At 66.3% G+C, this 17,968-nt stretch carries 23 protein-coding genes; 17 read left to right on the top strand and 6 right to left on the bottom strand.

The genetic code is table 11. The annotated features are described in order from the left end of the window. Window positions 1–34: 34 nt before the first annotated feature. A complete protein-coding gene (locus MKK67_RS06855; RefSeq protein ID WP_243962997.1) occupies window positions 35–1,885 on the top strand; it encodes an ABC transporter ATP-binding protein in 1,851 nt (616 codons plus the stop codon). A 12-nt stretch (window positions 1,886–1,897) separates the two neighbouring features. Here MKK67_RS06855 and MKK67_RS06850 read toward each other — a convergent pair whose 3' ends face one another. Beyond that, window positions 1,898–2,284 carry a GNAT family N-acetyltransferase gene (locus MKK67_RS06850; RefSeq protein ID WP_243963038.1) on the bottom strand — a complete coding sequence of 129 codons (387 nt, stop codon included), beginning with the start codon at window positions 2,282–2,284 and terminating at the stop codon, window positions 1,898–1,900. 140 nt (window positions 2,285–2,424) lie between these two features. After that, the gene (locus tag MKK67_RS06845) at window positions 2,425–2,733 is read right to left on the bottom strand and encodes a DUF1778 domain-containing protein (RefSeq protein ID WP_243963037.1); all 309 of its coding nucleotides are present in this window, start codon (window positions 2,731–2,733) and stop codon (window positions 2,425–2,427) included. A 203-nt stretch (window positions 2,734–2,936) separates the two neighbouring features. Between MKK67_RS06845 and MKK67_RS06840 the strand changes: the two genes are divergently transcribed. From MKK67_RS06840 to MKK67_RS06770, 15 genes are all read left to right on the top strand, one after another. Continuing rightward, entirely contained in the window at window positions 2,937–3,293 is a 357-nt protein-coding gene (locus MKK67_RS06840; protein WP_243962995.1) for a hypothetical protein, read from the top strand. Between the two features lie 24 nt (window positions 3,294–3,317). Beyond that, window positions 3,318–4,478, top strand: a complete 1,161-nt coding sequence (locus MKK67_RS06835; RefSeq protein WP_243962993.1) for a hypothetical protein — start codon at window positions 3,318–3,320, stop codon at window positions 4,476–4,478. A gap of 192 nt (window positions 4,479–4,670) precedes the next feature. Continuing rightward, a complete protein-coding gene (locus MKK67_RS06830; protein WP_243962991.1) occupies window positions 4,671–5,858 on the top strand; it encodes a tyrosine-type recombinase/integrase in 1,188 nt (395 codons plus the stop codon). Then, window positions 5,851–6,465, top strand: a complete 615-nt coding sequence (locus MKK67_RS06825) for a hypothetical protein (RefSeq protein WP_243962990.1) — start codon at window positions 5,851–5,853, stop codon at window positions 6,463–6,465. The genes MKK67_RS06830 and MKK67_RS06825 overlap by 8 nt, the downstream gene beginning before the upstream one ends. Window positions 6,466–6,585: 120 nt before the next feature. Beyond that, window positions 6,586–6,822 carry an excisionase family DNA-binding protein gene (locus MKK67_RS06820; protein ID WP_243947215.1) on the top strand — a complete coding sequence of 79 codons (237 nt, stop codon included), beginning with the start codon at window positions 6,586–6,588 and terminating at the stop codon, window positions 6,820–6,822. A 215-nt stretch (window positions 6,823–7,037) separates the two neighbouring features. Further along, window positions 7,038–7,325 (top strand): hypothetical protein, encoded by a 288-nt coding sequence (locus tag MKK67_RS06815; protein ID WP_243962988.1) that lies wholly within the window; start codon window positions 7,038–7,040, stop codon window positions 7,323–7,325. Window positions 7,326–7,777: 452 nt separating this feature from the next. Further along, window positions 7,778–8,233 (top strand): toprim domain-containing protein, encoded by a 456-nt coding sequence (locus MKK67_RS06810; RefSeq protein ID WP_243962986.1) that lies wholly within the window; start codon window positions 7,778–7,780, stop codon window positions 8,231–8,233. After that, window positions 8,226–9,425 (top strand): ATP-binding protein, encoded by a 1,200-nt coding sequence (locus tag MKK67_RS06805; protein WP_243962984.1) that lies wholly within the window; start codon window positions 8,226–8,228, stop codon window positions 9,423–9,425. Before MKK67_RS06810 ends, MKK67_RS06805 begins: the two co-directional genes overlap by 8 nt. A gap of 363 nt (window positions 9,426–9,788) precedes the next feature. Beyond that, complete coding sequence (locus MKK67_RS06800) at window positions 9,789–10,352, top strand: hypothetical protein (RefSeq protein ID WP_243962982.1); 564 nt, start codon at window positions 9,789–9,791, stop codon at window positions 10,350–10,352. Between the two features lie 2 nt (window positions 10,353–10,354). After that, complete coding sequence (locus MKK67_RS06795) at window positions 10,355–10,684, top strand: hypothetical protein (protein WP_243962980.1); 330 nt, start codon at window positions 10,355–10,357, stop codon at window positions 10,682–10,684. A 147-nt stretch (window positions 10,685–10,831) separates the two neighbouring features. Beyond that, complete coding sequence (locus MKK67_RS06790) at window positions 10,832–11,389, top strand: hypothetical protein (protein WP_243962978.1); 558 nt, start codon at window positions 10,832–10,834, stop codon at window positions 11,387–11,389. Window positions 11,390–11,514: 125 nt separating this feature from the next. Next, entirely contained in the window at window positions 11,515–12,288 is a 774-nt protein-coding gene (locus tag MKK67_RS06785) for a hypothetical protein (protein WP_243962976.1), read from the top strand. A gap of 2 nt (window positions 12,289–12,290) precedes the next feature. Then, the gene (locus MKK67_RS06780; protein WP_243962974.1) at window positions 12,291–12,536 is read left to right on the top strand and encodes a hypothetical protein; all 246 of its coding nucleotides are present in this window, start codon (window positions 12,291–12,293) and stop codon (window positions 12,534–12,536) included. Window positions 12,537–12,538: 2 nt separating this feature from the next. After that, window positions 12,539–12,769, top strand: a complete 231-nt coding sequence (locus MKK67_RS06775) for a hypothetical protein (RefSeq protein ID WP_243962972.1) — start codon at window positions 12,539–12,541, stop codon at window positions 12,767–12,769. Between the two features lie 9 nt (window positions 12,770–12,778). Beyond that, window positions 12,779–15,373, top strand: a complete 2,595-nt coding sequence (locus tag MKK67_RS06770) for a phage tail tip lysozyme (protein ID WP_243962970.1) — start codon at window positions 12,779–12,781, stop codon at window positions 15,371–15,373. Between the two features lie 175 nt (window positions 15,374–15,548). On the opposite strand, the gene MKK67_RS06765 is transcribed toward MKK67_RS06770, so the two are convergent. Then, on the bottom strand, window positions 15,549–15,770 hold the full coding sequence (locus MKK67_RS06765) for a DUF6894 family protein (RefSeq protein ID WP_243962968.1): 222 nt from the start codon (window positions 15,768–15,770) through the stop codon (window positions 15,549–15,551). Between the two features lie 914 nt (window positions 15,771–16,684). Between MKK67_RS06765 and MKK67_RS06760 the strand changes: the two genes are divergently transcribed. Beyond that, entirely contained in the window at window positions 16,685–16,873 is a 189-nt protein-coding gene (locus tag MKK67_RS06760) for a hypothetical protein (protein WP_243962966.1), read from the top strand. Window positions 16,874–16,970: 97 nt separating this feature from the next. On the opposite strand, the gene MKK67_RS06755 is transcribed toward MKK67_RS06760, so the two are convergent. The 3 genes from MKK67_RS06755 to MKK67_RS06745 form a co-directional block, all read right to left on the bottom strand. After that, window positions 16,971–17,135 (bottom strand): Flp family type IVb pilin, encoded by a 165-nt coding sequence (locus MKK67_RS06755; RefSeq protein WP_243962965.1) that lies wholly within the window; start codon window positions 17,133–17,135, stop codon window positions 16,971–16,973. Window positions 17,136–17,340: 205 nt separating this feature from the next. Further along, a complete protein-coding gene (locus MKK67_RS06750) occupies window positions 17,341–17,673 on the bottom strand; it encodes a hypothetical protein (protein WP_243962963.1) in 333 nt (110 codons plus the stop codon). A gap of 38 nt (window positions 17,674–17,711) precedes the next feature. Then, window positions 17,712–17,927, bottom strand: a complete 216-nt coding sequence (locus MKK67_RS06745) for a hypothetical protein (protein WP_243962961.1) — start codon at window positions 17,925–17,927, stop codon at window positions 17,712–17,714. Window positions 17,928–17,968: the final 41 nt, after the last annotated feature.

Here is a 17,968-nt window from a genome sequence, read left to right as displayed (position 1 = left end):
CGCATGAAACCAAGCTGAGTCAGGAGCCAAGGCCGTGACGGACCCGATCCTGTCGGTGCGCGACCTCACCGCCGCCTTCCGCTCCGAGGGGCGCTGGCGCGAGGTGGTGCACGGCGTCTCGTTCGATATCGGCCCGCGGGAGACCGTGGCGCTGGTGGGCGAATCCGGCTCCGGCAAGAGCGTCAGCGCGCTATCGATCATGCGCCTGCTCGCCCGGGACGCGAGCCGCATCGGTGGCAGCGTGCGCTTCGAGGGCCGGGAACTGCGCACCGCCTCCGAGGCCGAGATGCGCCGGGTCCGGGGCGATTCCATCGCCATGATCTTCCAGGAGCCGATGACCTCCCTGAACCCGGTCCTGACCATCGGCTTCCAGATCGCCGAGGCGCTGATCCGGCACCGGGGCCTGTCGCGGGCCGCCGCCGAGGCCGAGGTGGTCCGGCTCCTCGACAAGGTCCGGATCCCGGGCGCCCGGTCGCGGATCCATCAATACCCGCACCTGTTCTCGGGCGGCATGCGTCAGCGGGTGATGATCGCCATGGCGCTCGCCTGCCGGCCGAAACTCCTGATCGCCGACGAGCCGACCACGGCGCTCGACGTGACGATCCAGGCCCAGATCCTCGACCTGATCAAGAGCCTCCAGGACGAGGAGGGCATGTCGGTCCTGTTCATCACCCACGACATGGGCGTGGTCGCCGAGATCGCCGACCGCACGGTGGTGATGGTTCACGGCCGCGCCGTGGAGACCGGCCCCACCGCCCGGATTTTTTCCGCGCCCGAGGATCCCTACACCCGGGCGCTGCTCGCCGCCGTGCCGCGGCTCGGCGCCATGGCGGGCCGGGCCCGGCCGATGCGCTTCCCCGTGATCGACCGCGCCACCGGCGTCGCGGAGCCGACCCCCGAGACCCCCGACACCGTCCGGGCGGCCGAGCGCCCGGTTCTGGAGGTGCGCGACCTGACCACCCGGTTCGAGATGCGCGCCGGCCTGTTCGGCCGGGTGACCGGCCGGGTCCACGCGGTGGAGCGGGTCTCGTTCAGCCTCGCGGCCGGCGAGACCCTGGCGCTGGTCGGCGAATCCGGCTGCGGCAAGTCCACCACCGGCCGCTCGATCCTGCGCCTGGTCGAGCCCCTCTCCGGCTCGGTCCTGCTCGACGGCGAGGACCTGATCGGCCTCGATGCCAAAACCCTGCGCACGCGCCGCCAGCGGATGCAGATGATCTTCCAGGACCCGTTCGCCAGCCTCGACCCGCGCATGAGCGTCGGCGCCGCGGTGGCCGAGCCCCTGCTGATCAACCGCCTCGCCTCCCGCCGGGACGCGCAGGAGCGCGCCGAGGCGCTCCTGACCCGGGTCGGGCTGCCGGCCGAGGCCGCCGGGCGCTTCCCGCACGAGTTCTCCGGCGGCCAGCGCCAGCGCATCTGCATCGCCCGGGCCCTGGCTTTGCGCCCCCGCCTGATCGTCGCCGACGAGGCGGTCTCGGCGCTCGATGTCTCGGTGAAGGCGCAGGTGGTCAACCTGATGCTCGACCTGCAGGCCGAGATGGGGCTCGCCTACCTGTTCATCTCCCACGACATGGCGGTGGTCGAGCGGGTGAGCCACCGGGTGGCGGTGATGTATCTCGGCGAGATCGTGGAGATCGGCCCCCGGGCGGCGGTGTTCGGCGACCCGCAGCACCCCTACACGAAGAAGCTGCTGGCCGCCGTCCCGGTCCCCGACCCGGCCCGCCGCCGCGACCGCCACGCCCTGCCGGACGACGAGATCCGCAGCCCGATCCGGGCGCCGGACTACGTCGCGCCCGAGCGCCTCTACCGGGAGGTCTCCCCGGGCCACATCGTGCAGGACTGGAGCGCCGACTGGGAGGCCGCCACGACGCGGGTCGCGGCGGCGTGATGGGGCGCGCGCTCAGCCCAGCAAAGCGCGAACCGTCGCGATCGGGAGAAAGAGGCGCAGCGGTTGGGAGGGCAGCGGCATAAACCCGTACCCGCTGTAAAGCTTCAGGCGCCGTGCGACCCGCTCGGGATTCCCGCAATCGAGCACGTCGAGCATGACCACCGCAATCCCGAGATCGTCGGCGGCGCGGGCGATCCGGCCGAGCCCGTCGACAAGCAGGTCGCCGCCGAATCCCCGTCCGGCGAAGCGCGTATCGACGCCGATCATCGCGATGTAGGCCGCCGGGATTTGGCCATGGCCAGGACGGGTCCGGGCATAGCGCGGCGGCAGGTCGGCATAATCGACGGCGTGCGCGTTCACGGCATAGAAGCCGATCAAACCGTCATCCGGCGACGTCATCACGAACACCCGCAGGTTGTCCGCCCTGACGAGCTTGCCCGCCGTCTTCCTGAAGAAATTGTCGACCGGCTCGACCCCGCACGAGAAGCCCGCCCGATCGTGCCGGGCGGGATCCAGCGGCTCGATGAGGGTGCCCCCGGTCACCGGCTGACGATGGTCGCCCTGTGACGGTCGAAAGCCGCGCGCAGTGCCTCCGTGGCGGGCGGTGGGTCATCGAGGGTGGCGAAGAAGGCCGCGTGATCGACCGGTTGCAGCATCGTGCGCTCGTGCGACGCGATCGTCTCGACCGCCGCACGATAGGCCGCGTTCATCGTGAAGACGGAATCGTCCACCCCTGACAGGGCCGCCGCGCGCTGGATCGCTGCCTTGATATGCGGCTTCGTCCGGAAATTCATCCGTTCGGTGCTGCGCTCGTCCGGATTGTGCACCGAATCGTGGGAGGGACGCATGCCGGTTTCCTCCTGAAACCAACCCAACATGTACGTCGGAAAGGCGTACAGCGCAACCACGTGAGTGCCCGGGAACGCGGTTGCCGAACAGCTTGCCGGTGTCCCGCAAGCGAAGGACAACGCCATACATATCGGTGGAAGGCCGTTCAACGATGGTCCGGACAGCTGTGAGGATATGGCAACGCGCGAGTCGGCCGCCCCCGGTGGGCGAGGCCGAACGGAACGCCATCGTGGCCGCCTGCGAGGCGCTGATCCGCGATGTCCTGAAGCCGCGCTTCCTGCCGGAGATCCGGCCGACCGACTGGAACTATCCGGTCGATATCCGCGGCGACTGGCGCGGCGGCCGCTACCGGTTCATCCAGCGCTACCGCTCGGGCATGGCGCATAATCGCGGCGAGGAGTTCGACGCGCCCTTCGCACGCCTCGACCGGATGGGGCCGGACCGCTTCGACATCCAGTGGATGCGGCACACCGGACAATGGTGGCGGCTCCATACCGGGCTCACGCTGGCGGAGGCACTCCACATCCTCGAAACCGATGGTATCCTGCACCCGGTCTGATGCGCCCGATGGTGAGGCTTCGGCGTGAGCGAATACCAATATTATGAGTTTCTGGCCATCGACCGGCGACTGGACGAATCCGACCGGAAGGCGCTCCGGGCCCTGTCGACCCGCGCCACCATCACGGCGACGCGGTTCGTCAACACCTATCAGTGGGGCGACTTCAAGGGCGACCCGGCCAAGCTCATGGAACGCTGGTTCGACCTGCACCTCTACTTCGCCAATTGGGGCACGCGCCGGCTGATGCTGCGCCTGCCGGAACGGTTCGTCGATGTCCCCGGCCTCGGCCGCTTCCTCGACGCGGTCGACGAGGTGACGATCCGGCGCGCGAGCAACAATGTCATCTTCGACATTCTGAGCGAATGTGAGGAGCCCGACGACGACATCTGGTACGACGATGAGGACGACGAATCGGACGAGGGCGGGCGGCTCGCCGAACTGGCGCCGTTGCGCGCGGACCTGATCGACGGCGATCTCAGGCTGTTCTATCTCCTCTGGCTGAAGGCGCTCGAAGCCGACGCCCTGGACGACGCCACCGTCGAGCCGCTGCCGGGGATCGGCCCGCTCACGGACGCGCTCGCCGCTTTCGCAGAATTTTTTCGCATCGATCCCGATCTCGTGGCGGCTGCGGCTGAAATCGAGGCGTCGGCCGCGGTGGCTCCCTCGGCCCGCGCCCTGGAAGCCGCGGTGGCCGGGCTTCCGGAGGCCGAGAAGACCGCGTTCCTGGTCCGGCTGGTCAACGCTGACCCTCATGCCGGCACGGAGCTGAAGCGCCTGCTGCGCCACCATCTGCCGCAGGCCGAGACCGCGTCGCAGCCGCCGCTGCGGAATGTCGGAGCCCTGCGTGCCCGCGCCGAGGCGATCCGCCACGAGCGCGACCGGGCCGAGGCCGAAGCAGCGGAAGCCCGGCGCCGACGCGAGGCCGAGGAGGCCGAGAAGCAGCGTCGCGTCCGCCTCGACGCCCTGGCGCGGCGCGGCGAAGCCGTCTGGCGCGAGATCGAGACCGAGATCGATCGGCGCAACGCGTCCGGCTATACCAAAGCCTTCGATCTGCTGTCGGACCTGAAAATTCTGGCGGCCGAACGCGGCCTGACCGCGGATTTCGACATGCGCCTCGCCGGCATCCGGCAGCGGCACGGGCAAAAAGGCCGCTTCCTCGAGCGGCTGGCAGCAGGAGGACTATAGAGGCGCGAAGCGTCGGGCCAGGGTGGGTCAGATGGCGGAGGGAGCGTCCTTCAAAGGACTGTCCGCCACTGTCCGCCGTTGACCGTAAGCTGTTGTTTTTCCTGGGGCGCCCTCCCCCGCGATGTCTTCCCGTACACACACGGACACGCTACAATCCGGCTCTCGTTTGTAGGTAAGGCTGTAGGTTGTGAGTTGAGGCGCGGGCCGGGACAGCTGTCTGCACTGGTTGTCTCGCGCACGCGGGAGCCGGGCCTCTATGCCGACGGCGGAGGCCTCTACCTCCAGGTGACGCATGCCGACGCGCGGTCCTGGATCTTCCGGTTCATGCTCAACGGCCGCGCCAGGTCGATGGGTCTCGGCTCGCTCCACACCCTGACGCTGGCCGAAGCGCGCAACAAGGCCACGGAGTGCCGAAAGCTCTGCCTCGACGGTATCGATCCGATAGAGGCCCGTCAGAGGGTTCGATCGGCCGCTCAGCTCGACGCCGCGAAGGCCATGACGTTCGACGCCTGCGCCGAGGCCTACATCGAGGCGCACAAGAAGGGTTGGCGCAACGAGAAGCATGTCGACCAGTGGCGCAACACCCTGGCGACCTATGCCTCGCCCGTGTTCGGCGCCCTCCCCGTCCAGGCGGTCGACACCGGGCTCGTGATGCGGGTGATCGAGCCGATCTGGGGCGACAAGACTGAGACCGCCACACGAGTTCGGGGCCGGATCGAATCCGTTCTCGATTGGGCTGCGACCCGCGGCTACCGCCAGGGCGAGAACCCGGCGCGCTGGCGCGGGCACCTGCAGAACCTCTTGCCGAAGCGATCGAAGGTGCAGCGCGTCGAGCACCACGCCGCCCTCCCCTTCGTTCAGATCGGCGAGTTCATCGCTAGCCTTCGCCAACAAAACGGGACCTCGCCCCTGGCGTTGGAATTCACGATCCTGACGGCCGCCCGCACCGGCGAGGTGATCGGGGCGACCTGGGATGAGATCGACCTAGCCGAACGGGCCTGGACCGTGCCGGCCGAGCGGATGAAGGGCGGTCGCGAGCACCGGGTACCGCTCTGCGCTCAGGCCTTGAGGATCCTCGAACGGTTCAGAGCGCTCGACGACAAGTATGTCTTCCCCGGCGGCAAGCGCAGCAGGCCGCTGTCCAACATGGCCATGCTGGAGCTGCTGAAACGGATGGGCCGGCCGGACCTGACCGTGCACGGGTTCCGGTCGACGTTCCGCGACTGGGCAGCTGAGACGACGCATTTCCCGAATGAGATGGTGGAGATGGCGCTCGCCCACATCATCGATAACAAGGTCGAGGCGGCTTACCGGCGCGGCGATCTATTCCAGAAGCGTCGCGATCTGATGGATGCGTGGGCGGTGTACTGTGGTGGATGAATGGATCTTGCTTTCGGAAGCATACAGACTGTTGCTCATCACTGAGCAGGATCCGGTCCTTGTGGAGAGGCTGCTGCTTCCTCTTCTCTGGCATGGCGAACTACCCGCAATTAGTCGTCGAGCTTTTGTGGAAGACAGACTGACAAACAACCTCAAAGTCACAACGAGCAAAGAGTGGCCATGGGAAACTAGTCCCATCATCTTCGATTGGTCTACATCTCGGGCAACTCAACCGCGTGGCTTCCATAGACCTACTAGAGACGCAGCAGAGATCAAATTTCCACTGATTGAGTATTATAGGATCGAGATAAAAAAAGATAACCTTTTATTGATTTTTCCAGAATGCGCAGAAGACAAATCTTCCGCGCCAGAAGCTATAATAAAAACTGGCTTGGTTGGTCGTTCGACGGCACGGCATGTCATCGCAGCTGAAATAGAGCGCCGGTCTGCTTTAGGAGAGCGAAGAAAGTCTATAGCAGCCTGGGGTGATGAGCTGTCAAATTGGCTGGATGCCACCTATGGTGACAAGGCCCCGAGCACTACATCGAAAACAATTCAGAACACATTCCGCGCTCGCCTCAAACAGCTCCTCGCCGCGGATAGCTGAAGCTACCGCCCGAAATTGCGCCCAGAATTATAATTTCGGGGGCACTTTTTCGGGCGTCTGACTCAGTCCAGGTTCTGCTCACCCACCGGCAAATGCCAGTGGACACGAAAGGAATATCCAATGGCTCTGCAGCAGATGCAGGCGCCGCAGGGAGACCTGCGCGCGTCGACGGAGAAGCTTTGCTTCACGCTGATGGAAGCTTGCTTCAGCACCGGTCTCGGTCGCTCGACCATCTACCAACTGGTGAAGGACAAGAAGCTCCGCGCGATCAAGGCCGGCAATCGCACCCTGATCCCGGCGGACAGCCTGCGCAGCTACCTCGCCTCGCTCCCCTCGCTCGAGACGGAGGCCGCGTGAAGCATGGCCCGTAAAACAGATGAGGGGCGGAGCGCCGGCCAGGGCGTCCACCCCTCGGAATGTCTATCTCGCCAGATTGACCATTCCGAAATAGCACCAGCCCCGCTCGAAATCCAGACCGCGCGCCTGCGTGCTCGGTACGTTTTCAGCCCCAGCCTCGCCGCGGCAATCGCGGAACTGGCGTTCCCTCACATCGACAGCTGGCGGGGTGCGCGATGATCCCCGCCGTCGACCGCTGGGGGCCGTTCGCCGACCGCATCGAGCCGGGCGAGCGCATCGCCCGTGCTCGCACTCTTCGGGCGATCGCGCACATCACCTGCGGCCCCCGCGGTGTCGAGCTCGTCGCCTTGCTTCGGGTGGCGGAGGCCGACGAGGCCGCACTTTCTGATGCTCTGGCGGCTTTGAACCGGCTGGCCTCGCTCGACAGGCGGAAGGTCCTGACGACCTACGCCGTCCTCAATCGACCTGTCTTCCAGACCGGCAAGATGGAGGCGTCGCAGTAATGGACCCCCGCTCAGCCGCCCATGCACTCGGGGGTGAGGTGTCCGGCCGTGGCGTGCTCTGCCCCGGGCCCGGCCACAGCCCCCGCGACAGGTCCCTGTCGATCACCTTCGCGGCCTCGGCCCCGGACGGGTTCACCCTGTTCAGCCACGCCGGTGACGATTTCGGCATTTGCCGGGACTACGTCCGGGCCCGACTGGGGCTTCGTGCCCCCTCTCTGCCGCGAGAGAGGGTTACCTCGCCATCCGCCGTTCGTGTGGGCGTAGTTGAAACTACACCCTCATCCTCTGAACGCGCCGCCGCCGCGCTGCGCATCTGGAGCGAGGCCGGTTCGCCGGTGGGAACACCGGTCCAGGCGTACCTCGCCCACCGCGGCCTCGCCCTTCCCTCCGATGCCGCCGAAGTTTTGCGGTTTCATCCGACGTGCCCCTTCGCGGGGCAGCGCGTGCCGGCGATGATCGCCCTGGTGCGGAGTATCGCCTCCGACGCGCCGCAAGCCATTCACCGGACAGGGTTGAGCCTCGGCGGTGAGAAGATCGAGGTGAACGGCAAGGATCGGCTCGCGCTAGGGCCACTCGCCGGCGGAGCGGTGAAGCTGACAGCGGACGCTGAGGTCAGCACCTGCTTGGGCGTCGGCGAGGGCATTGAGTCGGTGCTGTCGCTGCAGCAGTTGCCGGAGTTCGGCGCCTCGCCGGCCTGGGCCCTGCTCAACACGGCCGGCGTCTCAGGCTTCCCGGCTTTGTCCGGCATCGAATGCCTGTGGCTTGCCGTCGATCACGACCCGGCCGGCGAGCGTGCCGCCGACGCCTGTGCCGAGCGGTGGCGGGCAGCCGGGCGGGAGGTGTTCCGCGTCAAGGCGCGGGCGGCCGGCGCGGATCTCAACGACCTGCGGGAGGTGCGTCTTGCCTGAGCCCTCCTACACCATCGAGCGTTTGACGCCCCTCAAGGCAGTTGTGGCCGAGACACGCGGGATCCGGTTGCGGTGGCACGGCGACGTCGATCCTGATGCCGACCGCCCATGGCTTGTTCGAGATCTCATCCCGGAGAAGGGCAAGGGCTTGGAAGCTGGCCAGTGGGGTGCCGGCAAGACCTTCGGCGCCTTGGACCTCAGCACGTCGGTGATGATGGGTATCCCGTTCGCGGGGAAGCGCGTGATGCGGCAGGGCGGCGTCCTGTTCATCGCGCCGGAAGGAGCCGTCGAGATCCCGATCCGGCTTCGCGGCATCGTCCAAGGCAAGCTTGGGCCGAACGCCCCAGATCGGTTGCCCTTTGCGTGGATCGAGGAATGCCCGCGCCTGCTCGACGCCGATGCGGTGCCGCAGCTCGTGACCGTGGCCAGGTTGACCGCCGATCATCTCTTGGAGGCCTTCGATCTGCCGCTTGCTCTGATCGTGATCGACACCGTCGCAGCCGGCGCCGGCTTCATGGATGAGAACTCAGCCGCCGAGGCGCAGCGGGTGATGAACGCCATGGAGGCCCTGAGCCACCAGACCGGCGCCTTCGTGCTGGGCGTCGATCACTTCGGCAAAGCGGTCGAGACGGGCACCCGGGGATCCTCGGCGAAGGAGGCTGGCGCCGACGTGGTACTTGCCATGCTCGCCAACCGGGATGAGGCGGGCGGCATCAGCAACACGCGCATGGCGATCCGAAAGGTCCGCGGCGGCCGGTCGGGCTATGAAATCCCCTACTCCTTGGAGGTGATTACGATCGGCGAAACTCGCGATCGAGAGCCGATCACCACGTGCATCGTGAACTGGCAGACGGACCGGACCTCGGCCGCTGCAGCCGCAATCGCCAAGGAACACTGGCCGACGTCGCTCAAGGTGTTCCGTCAGGCGCTGACCGCCGCCCTGGATGAGCACGGCATGCGAGCATGGCCCTACGGGGCCGAAGCCGCCGAGGTTCGCGCCGCACCTTTCGAGCGCGTGCGGGATGCCTTCTACACCACCTATCCTGTCGACGGCGAGGATAGCGGGAAGCGAGCGGAGGCGAAGCGCAAGGCCTTCAACCGTGCGATCCAGAGCGCGACTGGCCGCGACCTCATCGGTTCGGTCGAGCTTACCGGCGTCGATCACCTTTGGCTGAAGCCGGATGCGGACTAACCGGACATCCGCCCGGACAGACGGGACACTCCTTAGTGTCCCTGTCCCGTCCGTCCCGCTGCGGACCCCGGACGGACGGGACAAATGTCCCGAATGTCCCGGTTGTCCCGGTGCTGTAGCGGAGGTGATCATGACACCCGTCATCAGCCTGGCAGCCGGGGTGGTGACCGGTCCGCGCGGGTCGAAAGAGATCCCGAGGGAGGACCCAGGTCGCCGGAGGGGTCGAGTGGGTCCTTGGGACCACCCCCGGCAGGAGGGGGTTACGCGCGACCTCGCAATCTCCGCAGGTTCAAACTTTTACAGCGCGTTTCGCTTCGCGCCTCAAATCCAATTTGACATCGCACACACAGGGAGGATCGCTCGATGGTAGCGAAATCCAACGCGACCGATTTCGCAGCTGATGCGGCCGACGCCGCGCTGATGGTGCCGGTCTCGACGCTCGCCAGCGCCTTCGATCTGACGCCGCGGCGGGTCCAGCAGCTGGCGGCGGACGGCATCATCCCGAAGGCCGAACGTGGCCGGTATCCGCTCATCGCGGCGGTGCGGGCCTACCTCGACCACATCCGCGCCGTGCCTGAGATCCCGGTCGGCAACATGGACCCGGCCCAGGAGCGGGCTAGGAAAGATCGAGCCTTGGCGATCAGCGCCGAGATCAAGAACAACATCGCCATTGGCAAGGTCGTTCTGATCGACGTTGTTATCTCCCTGGCAGTGGCTGAGTTCCGACGCATGCGGAACAAGATGCTCGGCCTTCCAACACGGGTCGCACCTCAAGCGGCTGTCCTGCGAACTGCCTCCGAGGTTCAGGCCCTAATCGCTGCCGAGGTCGATCTGATCCTGCTCGAACTTAGCTCCGGCCCTGAGCTCGCCGCCGCCGCACAGTCCGTCAGCGCCACTGTCGACGCGATCGAGGATAAGGAGGACTGACGATGGGCCGCCCTGATACTGCGGAGATCCGCGCCGCGCTGGCCGAGATCGCCCGGCAGCGGGCCGACCTCGATCGCATGGAGGCCACGTTGCTGCCCCTGGTGGCCTCTGCCGACGACCTCATCCCGATCAAGGTGGCGCAGGCCACGATGGGGCTCGACCAGTGGGCGGCCCTGAAGCGCGCCCGCCGCGGCGCCGGCGTCAAGTTGGACAACCGGTGGTTCTTCCGACGCGACTACGTCGAGAAAGTAGCCGCCCGAAATGTCCAGGCAAAATGTCCAAATGCGTCCAGTGTACAGGGCGCTCCTGCCGGCCGAAGATCACCGCCGTAGTTCAGAGATCCTTCCGTCGCCCGCCGGGTTCTTCCTTGGTCCCTGGCATCCGCGGCGGCAGGACGGGCCGCGCTCCTATCACCGGGGCGGGTGCGCGGCCCGACAGATCGAGGCGAGCGGATGAGCCAGGACAGACTGAGAGCCGTGATGGCGATGCCGGAAGCCAAGGGGCGCGGGGGGCTTGCGCAGCACTTGGCATCGGCCACAACGATGACCCCAGAGCAGATCCGTTCGGCGCTTAAGGCTGCGCCGGCCGACCCGCTCGCCCAGGCGCGTGACGTCGTGAGCAGGGTCCAGGCATCACAGCCGAAGGCGAAGGTCGAGGGCAGCGTCGTCTCGGCGAACAGTCACCCGCACCTGTTCGCGGCGTACCCCTTCCTCGCCGAGAAGGCCGGCAAGGACGGCTCTGTCGTCCTGAGCACCGAGCAGATCCGCGACCTGGAGGCGAACGTCGGCAAGGCTGCCGCCGCGCCGCAGGCCAGCACCGCCGGTAGTGGCGGCGACGTCGGCAACGCCGTCGACCAGGCCCTGGCGCATTACCGCGGGATGCGGGGCGCGAAGCCCGCCAGTTCTGCGACGGCGAGCGCCGCCGCCCCGCCCGCGGCGGCCAGCTTCAGCACCGGTCCGGCCAGCACCGAGATCGAGGAATCGACGGTCGACGCCGTGTTGGCATCCCTCCGGCAGCCTGCGAGGCGCCGGCACTGACTTCGGGGCAACGAGCGACGGCGCCTGCGGCCCGTCGAACAACGGGAACCCGACCTCCGCGCCCCGGACGTGAAGAGGCGGTCAAGGTCGGGACGGCCGCACCCTCTAACCGGAAGGACAGACCCTTGGGCACGACCACCACCCGCGCAACCGCCCGCACCTCGGAGCGCGTGCGCAAGGACATCACCGCAGCTCAGGCCGAGGCCGATGCCGCGAACGCCCAGATCCAGGCGCTGATGGCCGGGACCGCCGAGGTGCTGCGCACGGGCGACGACGATCGCCACGCCGCCCACGATGCCGAGATCGCTCGTATGGGCCGTGTCGCGGCCCGGTGTGATGTTCGCCTCGCAGACCTCGCCGACGAACTGGCGAAGGCCGAGGCGCGCGAGGCCGAGGACCGGGAGCGTGAGGAGGCCGAGGCCCAGGTCCGCCGGAAGGCCGAGGCCGAGACCGCTGTGCAGGCCGTGGTCGGCAAGATCCCCGAGGGCTACAGCGCGCACGCCGACGCGATCGCCGCCTTCCTGGCCGAGTGGTCCGAGGCCGAGCGCCTGGCGGCTGAGCACGGCATCCCCGGCCCACAGGTCGCCTCTGGCCGCAGCGTCCCGGCTACGAAGGTGGTTACGCCGGACCGGGAGCAGCCCTTCGAGGCCTACGTCAACGAGGCGCAGAACGGCGAGCCGACCCAGTTCCCGCACCCGTACAAGCCGGACGGCACGATCGACACGACGAAGACCAGGGAGGTGCGGACGTTCTACCGGACGATCCCCGGCAGCACCCGGCACGAGGGCGGCATGGTCCGCCCCGGCCTCGTCCAGCTCGTGAACCTCCCGAAGGCGCTGGAGGATGGCTGGCACGCCCAGGGCGCCACCAACAACGTCAACCACGCCCGGCGGCCGTGACTATGAGGCGCCTCGACCTCGACGCCATCCGTGATGACGCCCGAGAGGAAGGCCGCTCGGAGGGCGAACGCCTCGCCCGCGAGGCCGAGCGCGACCGGTGCCGGGCGATCATGACCGGCCCGCACAGCGAGCTGCGGGAGCGGCAGGCCCGGTACCTCGCGCTCCACACTGACCTCGACGTGGCCGAGTGCGACGCGATCCTGCGCACCGCCCCCGTCGATGCCGCCATTGCCGACAGGGTGCAGTGACCATGACCCGCGTCGCCGAGATCGCCGACTTCCTGCTCGGCACCGGCATCGGCGACACAGAGGCGGCGTGGAAGGCCGAGGTTCTGGAAACGATCGCGGCGCGGTGGCCGGATGTGAGCTGCGAGGATCTGACCGCGGCCTACCTGCTCGCGACGGTGCAGACGGCGACGCAGGTCCTCGACGCGATGTCGGCCACGCTGGAGCACGCGGCGCCCACCCCATCACAGGCTTAGGAGCGACCCATGGCGGATGAAGCCCTGCGCATGCAGGCGGAGGTCCAGGACAAGTTTTCCGGACCCCTGAAGGCCCTGCGGTCTCAGCTGCTCGACGTCAGCCGCACCGGCGCGAACCACAGCGACATGCTCGCCAAGGGGTTCAAGGGCGTCGAAGGGGCGATGCAGTCCACCGCCCGGACGGCGTCGAGCGTCGTGAACCCAGCGTTCGCAGCCCTGGGCGTCACGGGGCTGACGGCCGGCGCCGCGGTGGCCGGCATCTCTAACGCCCTCAACAAACTGACGGGGAACCTCACGGGGCTCGGACAGCTGTCGCGCGAGACCGGCGTAGCGGCCAAGACCCTTCAGGAGTTCGGCGCCGTGGCCGGCCGGTTCGGCGTCGAGCAGGATGCCGTCGCCAACAGCGCCAAGAACTTTGCCGCCCAGATGCGGACGTTCTCTCGCGGGACGGGTGAGGCGTTCAACTGGGTCATGCGGCAGGGTACGGACGCGGCCGGCCGAAAAGCATTCCAGGACTTCGCCTCGGACCTTCAGCACACCTCGGATGAAGGTGAGAAGCTGAAAAAGGCCCTGTCCTTCATGGAGACGATTCGCAACCCGGTGGAGCGGGGCATCTTCGCTCAGCAGTTCTTCGGCAACCAGGACCTGGGGCGCCTCGCGGATGGCCACCTCGGCAAGGTGGTGGATCTGTTCAAGAAGGCCCGGGAGAAGCTGGGCGAGTTCAAGCCCGAAGACATCATCGACGCAGAGAAGTTCGACCGGTCGGTGAGCAGCCTCAAGGGCTCGATGCAGCGGCTGGGCACGACGATCGCGCGGGAGGTGCTCGGCCCGGCCACCGAGCTGACGACGTGGGCGGACAACCTCGTTTCGGGCCAGCGCGCCGACGTGACCAAGTCCCTCCGCGAAGGCCTACAAGGCGTGAAGAAGGAACTTGGCGAAATCAACTGGAAGCAGTTCGGCGAGGATACTGTGAAGGGCCTGCAGGCCGGCACCGCGTTGGCCGGTTCGCTCGCCAAGACGATGCACGAGATTGCAGAAGCAATCCACGCAATCCGCGGCGGTGAGTACGCTCAGGCCGCTCGCGGTCTCGACGGGGCTTCCGGCCCACTTGCTCGCGCCGTAGCGCCGCGGGTTGGTGATGATGAGATCGCAGCCAAGGAGGAGGTCGACCTACTGCGCCGGCAGATAGATCGACCGATGGTCGACTTCGAGAGCGGCGCTTCGATCGATACGTCGTTTCTGGATGCGGGCCGGAAAAAGCAGCTTGAGGAGGCCGAGGGCCGGTTAAAAGCCCTCCAGGAGCGCACGCCGGAGCAACGGCAGAAGGACTTCGAGTCGTCGGACAAGCTGCGGCGCTCGATCGACAGTCTGACCGACGAGATGAAGGCCAGCCGGAGCGGCGCCACGGTCCAGAAGCAGTCCATGGACACCCAGGGCGGACTGTTCGGCGGGGCCACGGTCCAGTCGGCCGCGTTCGGCGGGGGCTTCCGTCGGCCGGGTGGCTTCGGGGGCGGCGGATACGGTGGAGGCGCGAACCTACCGGGGGGCGGCTCCGGACCGGGCTACGGCGGTGAGCAGGGGGCGGCCGGCGGCGGGCGGTTCAACGGTCTGGGCGGCGGCCGGCCGCGCATCGCGCCCATGCCCATGCCTCCGATGGGGCCAGGGGGAGCCAGCGTCGCCCGGGGCGGCCTGGCCGCCAACCAGCAGGAGGCCTATCGCGCAGCCCGCGCCGAGGGCCTGTCCGACGTCGCTGCACGCGCCCTGGTCGCCAACATGTCGGGCGAGAGCCTGCGCAACCCCAGGGACCACCACTGGGACCGCAAGCACATGTCTCAGGGCATCGTGCAGTGGGACCCACAGCGGGCAGAGGCAATCCGGCGGAAGTTCGGGGCGTATCCGAAGGACATGTCGGTCACGGACCAGACCCGGGCCGCGATCGACGAGATCAAGAGTAACCCACGGTTTCGGCGGACTGCCCGCGCTCTCGATAGCGACAACCCGAACGATATCCTGGGTGCCCTGGTCGAGAATTATGAAGCTCCAAAGAACACCCGTCGCGCGATCGCAGAACGGCAGCAGTTCTATCGAGGCTTCGTTCCCAAGAGTGCTGGAGCCACTGCAGAGCGCGCCGACAGTAGAGATGCTAACTACTTTCCGGACGGTCGCCCTCGGATCTTGAAGCCCGAGGGAATGCCTAATGCGCCTGGGGTTACCATGGCGGAGGCGCAGCGCCACCGCGACGCGATGAAGGGCCAGTTCACCCGCCGCGCGGAAGTCCTAGCCGATCCGAACGATGAGCGTCGCCAAGGCGAGAAGCCGTTCTACTCCGACGAGGACGATCGCCGGGCAGCCCGCGACCTCGGTATCGCGCTACGGGCGACTCGCGCGAAGCAGGATGCTCAGCGGGAACAGATGCGCCTAGATGGTGCCCGGGTGGGTGCCGCGGCCGCCCAGGCAGGTGTGGTCGGGTCGCAGGTAAATGGCAGCGTCACCACCGTGATCGAGAAGGCCGGACCGGAGGCGAAGGCCCGGACCAGCGTGAACGGCAACCTGTTCCAAGAAGTGCGGACTCAGAATGGGTCGCAGATGCGGAAGGCTGACTGAGCTACCGCCAGCGGCAAGCTGTTCCAGGACGTCGTGCAGCGGAGCGGGGCGCAGATGCGGCGGGCGGATTGAGGCCGGGCACCAGGAAATGCGTGGCTATGGATTATCGAAGGCAGCGGACCGTTTACAGAGGCAAGCTCAAATCGACCTTGTCCCGAACATCGAGGCGAATGTCCTAGTTTTTGATCGGCAAGCGCCCGACTAGCGATCCATCCGAAGCTCGCACGACTAGCGTCCACATCTCACCTGGATTGTCACCCGTCACCTCAACCGCCATTTCTTGGATCACGCTCCGCGCTTCTTCCATCACCTCTTCAAAGCTGGACGCTTCGACACCTTCCTCATCACGGAGGATTTCTTCGCCGTTCTCGATGTCGAAGTAGAAGCGCTCAGACAATTAGGCCTCCCGCGTGTCGCGACCCTCGGAAGGGCTTCTTGCGTGCAACTACGTAGTTCAAACATTACAACAGCATTCAGAAACAATGATAAACTTAAAATATCTCAAACGTGAATTCGACACGCGAGTTGCAATTATGTCGGGATTTTGGCGAGGGGATCCATTACAGATACCGGCGATCGCCCTCCGAACAAAGGCCATAAGGCCGCTGAGGTGGCGCTCCTTATTTGGGGCACAAGCCATGTCGACGTTTGATAAACCAGAAGCTGCAAAGAACATCGGCAAGGCGTCCGAGGACAAAGAGAAGTTGCGAGCGCACATCAGAAGCATTCTGCTGAAAATCAAGAATCATCCCGTAGCAATAAATCAGCAAAATTGATGCGCGCACCGCACTACGTCATTTGGCTAGCAGTGCCGAAATTATTCCCAGCTCCTGCTTATCTTTCGACGTAGCTGCGTGTATCGATAGGTGAGCAGCTGAAACTTCGCACGCCCTCTAGGCGTAGTTTCGACTATGGCAGCCGAATCACCGCTTCGAACGCACATCCGCATCATGCTTCTCAAACTGGCGCAGACGCTCAGGGCAAGGCAGGGCTCATAGAAGCCGCCCGATGCAATCCGAAGGCGAACGCTGTAAGGTCCGTCGTGGTCCCTAGGACTCCCCCGAGGCCAGGATCACAAACTTCAGCCCGCCCGGTCCGCCGGCGCGGGCTTTTTCGTGCCGAATCCCGGCTCGGGACCCTTGGGTTCGCACAACCAGCACAGCTCGGTAACCGCCGTCCGCCATCGTACCCCCGCGCCAAGTTGCGAATCAGCTCACACAGATGAGGCAATCGAGACCCATGCCACCGCATAGCAAGCCGCTAGCTCCCATCGCTCGAGGCGAAAAAGCTGGCCGGCTTGCGACGAGCGAGATGATCAAGACGCTGAGCCCGGAGACAGGCAGCGTTGAGGGCGTCGTGCGCCGGATCGAGCAGGTCGGGATCATTGTGGCCCGGGGGCATCAGGAGGCCGGCATGCGAACTGCTGACGTCCGAGCATGGCACATCGGCTTCCAGGCTGGGATGAGCTCCGAACTCGGAGATTACATGCGCCGCTTTTGATCGGCCGACTTCCGCCCCACCCCGTGAGCAGATCCGGGCTGGGCCGAGCGGAAGGGGCGCTCCAGGCTAGTTGCCCACCCCAGTCCTTCGACGCGGATCAGTTCAAGTTGCCGGCGATGGCGCTGAACTTGGCACCAAGCCGCGAACCGACGACTTTGAGGGAAGCAATGATCGCGACGGCGATCAGGGCGGCGATCATGCCGTACTCGATCACGGTGGCGCCGTTCTCATCTCGGACGAAGCGCTGCAGCAGCTGAGGCATCGCACGGATCCTGCGCCGGTCATGGCTCACAGACCCGTGATAGCGTTGTCGTGTTTACAGATCCTGAACCTCTGGCTTGGCCCGCGCTTTGCCCACGACCACTGCTCGTCGAGGAGACCGCGAGCCAACTTGCGGCGCGCTCCTGACGGGGTGCGCCGCTCCTTCCGGTTGAGGTAGTCCGCCCGTCACATGTTCGCTGAAGGGGCTAGCAGCCGGACCGGCACGATGCGGACCGGACCAGGATGTCGTGGTCGCCGATCGTCATGACGCTGATGAGTTGCTCACCCCGCTTCCAGAGCATCGAGCACGCCGCGGCTCCAAATGGCGCGCAGCTTTCAGCTTCCGGATAGGCCTCGCAGGTGTTCTCGCGCTGGTCGCATGTTCTGCTCAATGCCGGTACCGGCCGCCAGCCGAGGCTCAGAAGCGAGACCCGGGCATCTGGATAGAGGGTGTTTGGCTTGAACTTCGGCACCGACTCGGCTGCCCGCGCCCCACCGGCAGCGACGACGAAGGCGAGGGCGGCGATGGCTGTGCGCATGGCGGGAGGATAGCTGCCGGGATGACGGTGTCGAGGGGCTAGTATTCCAGCATGCGGAAGTGGCGGTCGAGAGGTGCGGGAACGCCGTTCGGAAACTCCTTCCACCCAGCGACAGTCGAATCTCGGGTCTGCTCACCAATAAAGATCAGGATTTGTGAGAGCTCAAATGCGGTGATGTCCTGCTGCGGTTCAAAGTGATAGCGCTTACCGAACCAAGGCTTTATCTGACTCATCTGGTTTGGGAAATCGGCCATGTGATCTTCCACTTTGCGCATTGCCCCAGCATATTGGGTTC

The sequence above is a fragment of the Methylobacterium sp. J-072 genome (assembly GCF_022829425.1).
GTDB lineage: Bacteria > Pseudomonadota > Alphaproteobacteria > Rhizobiales > Beijerinckiaceae > Methylobacterium.
Note: the sequence above shows the minus strand (reverse complement) of the source record. Positions and strands in the feature narration are given on the sequence as shown.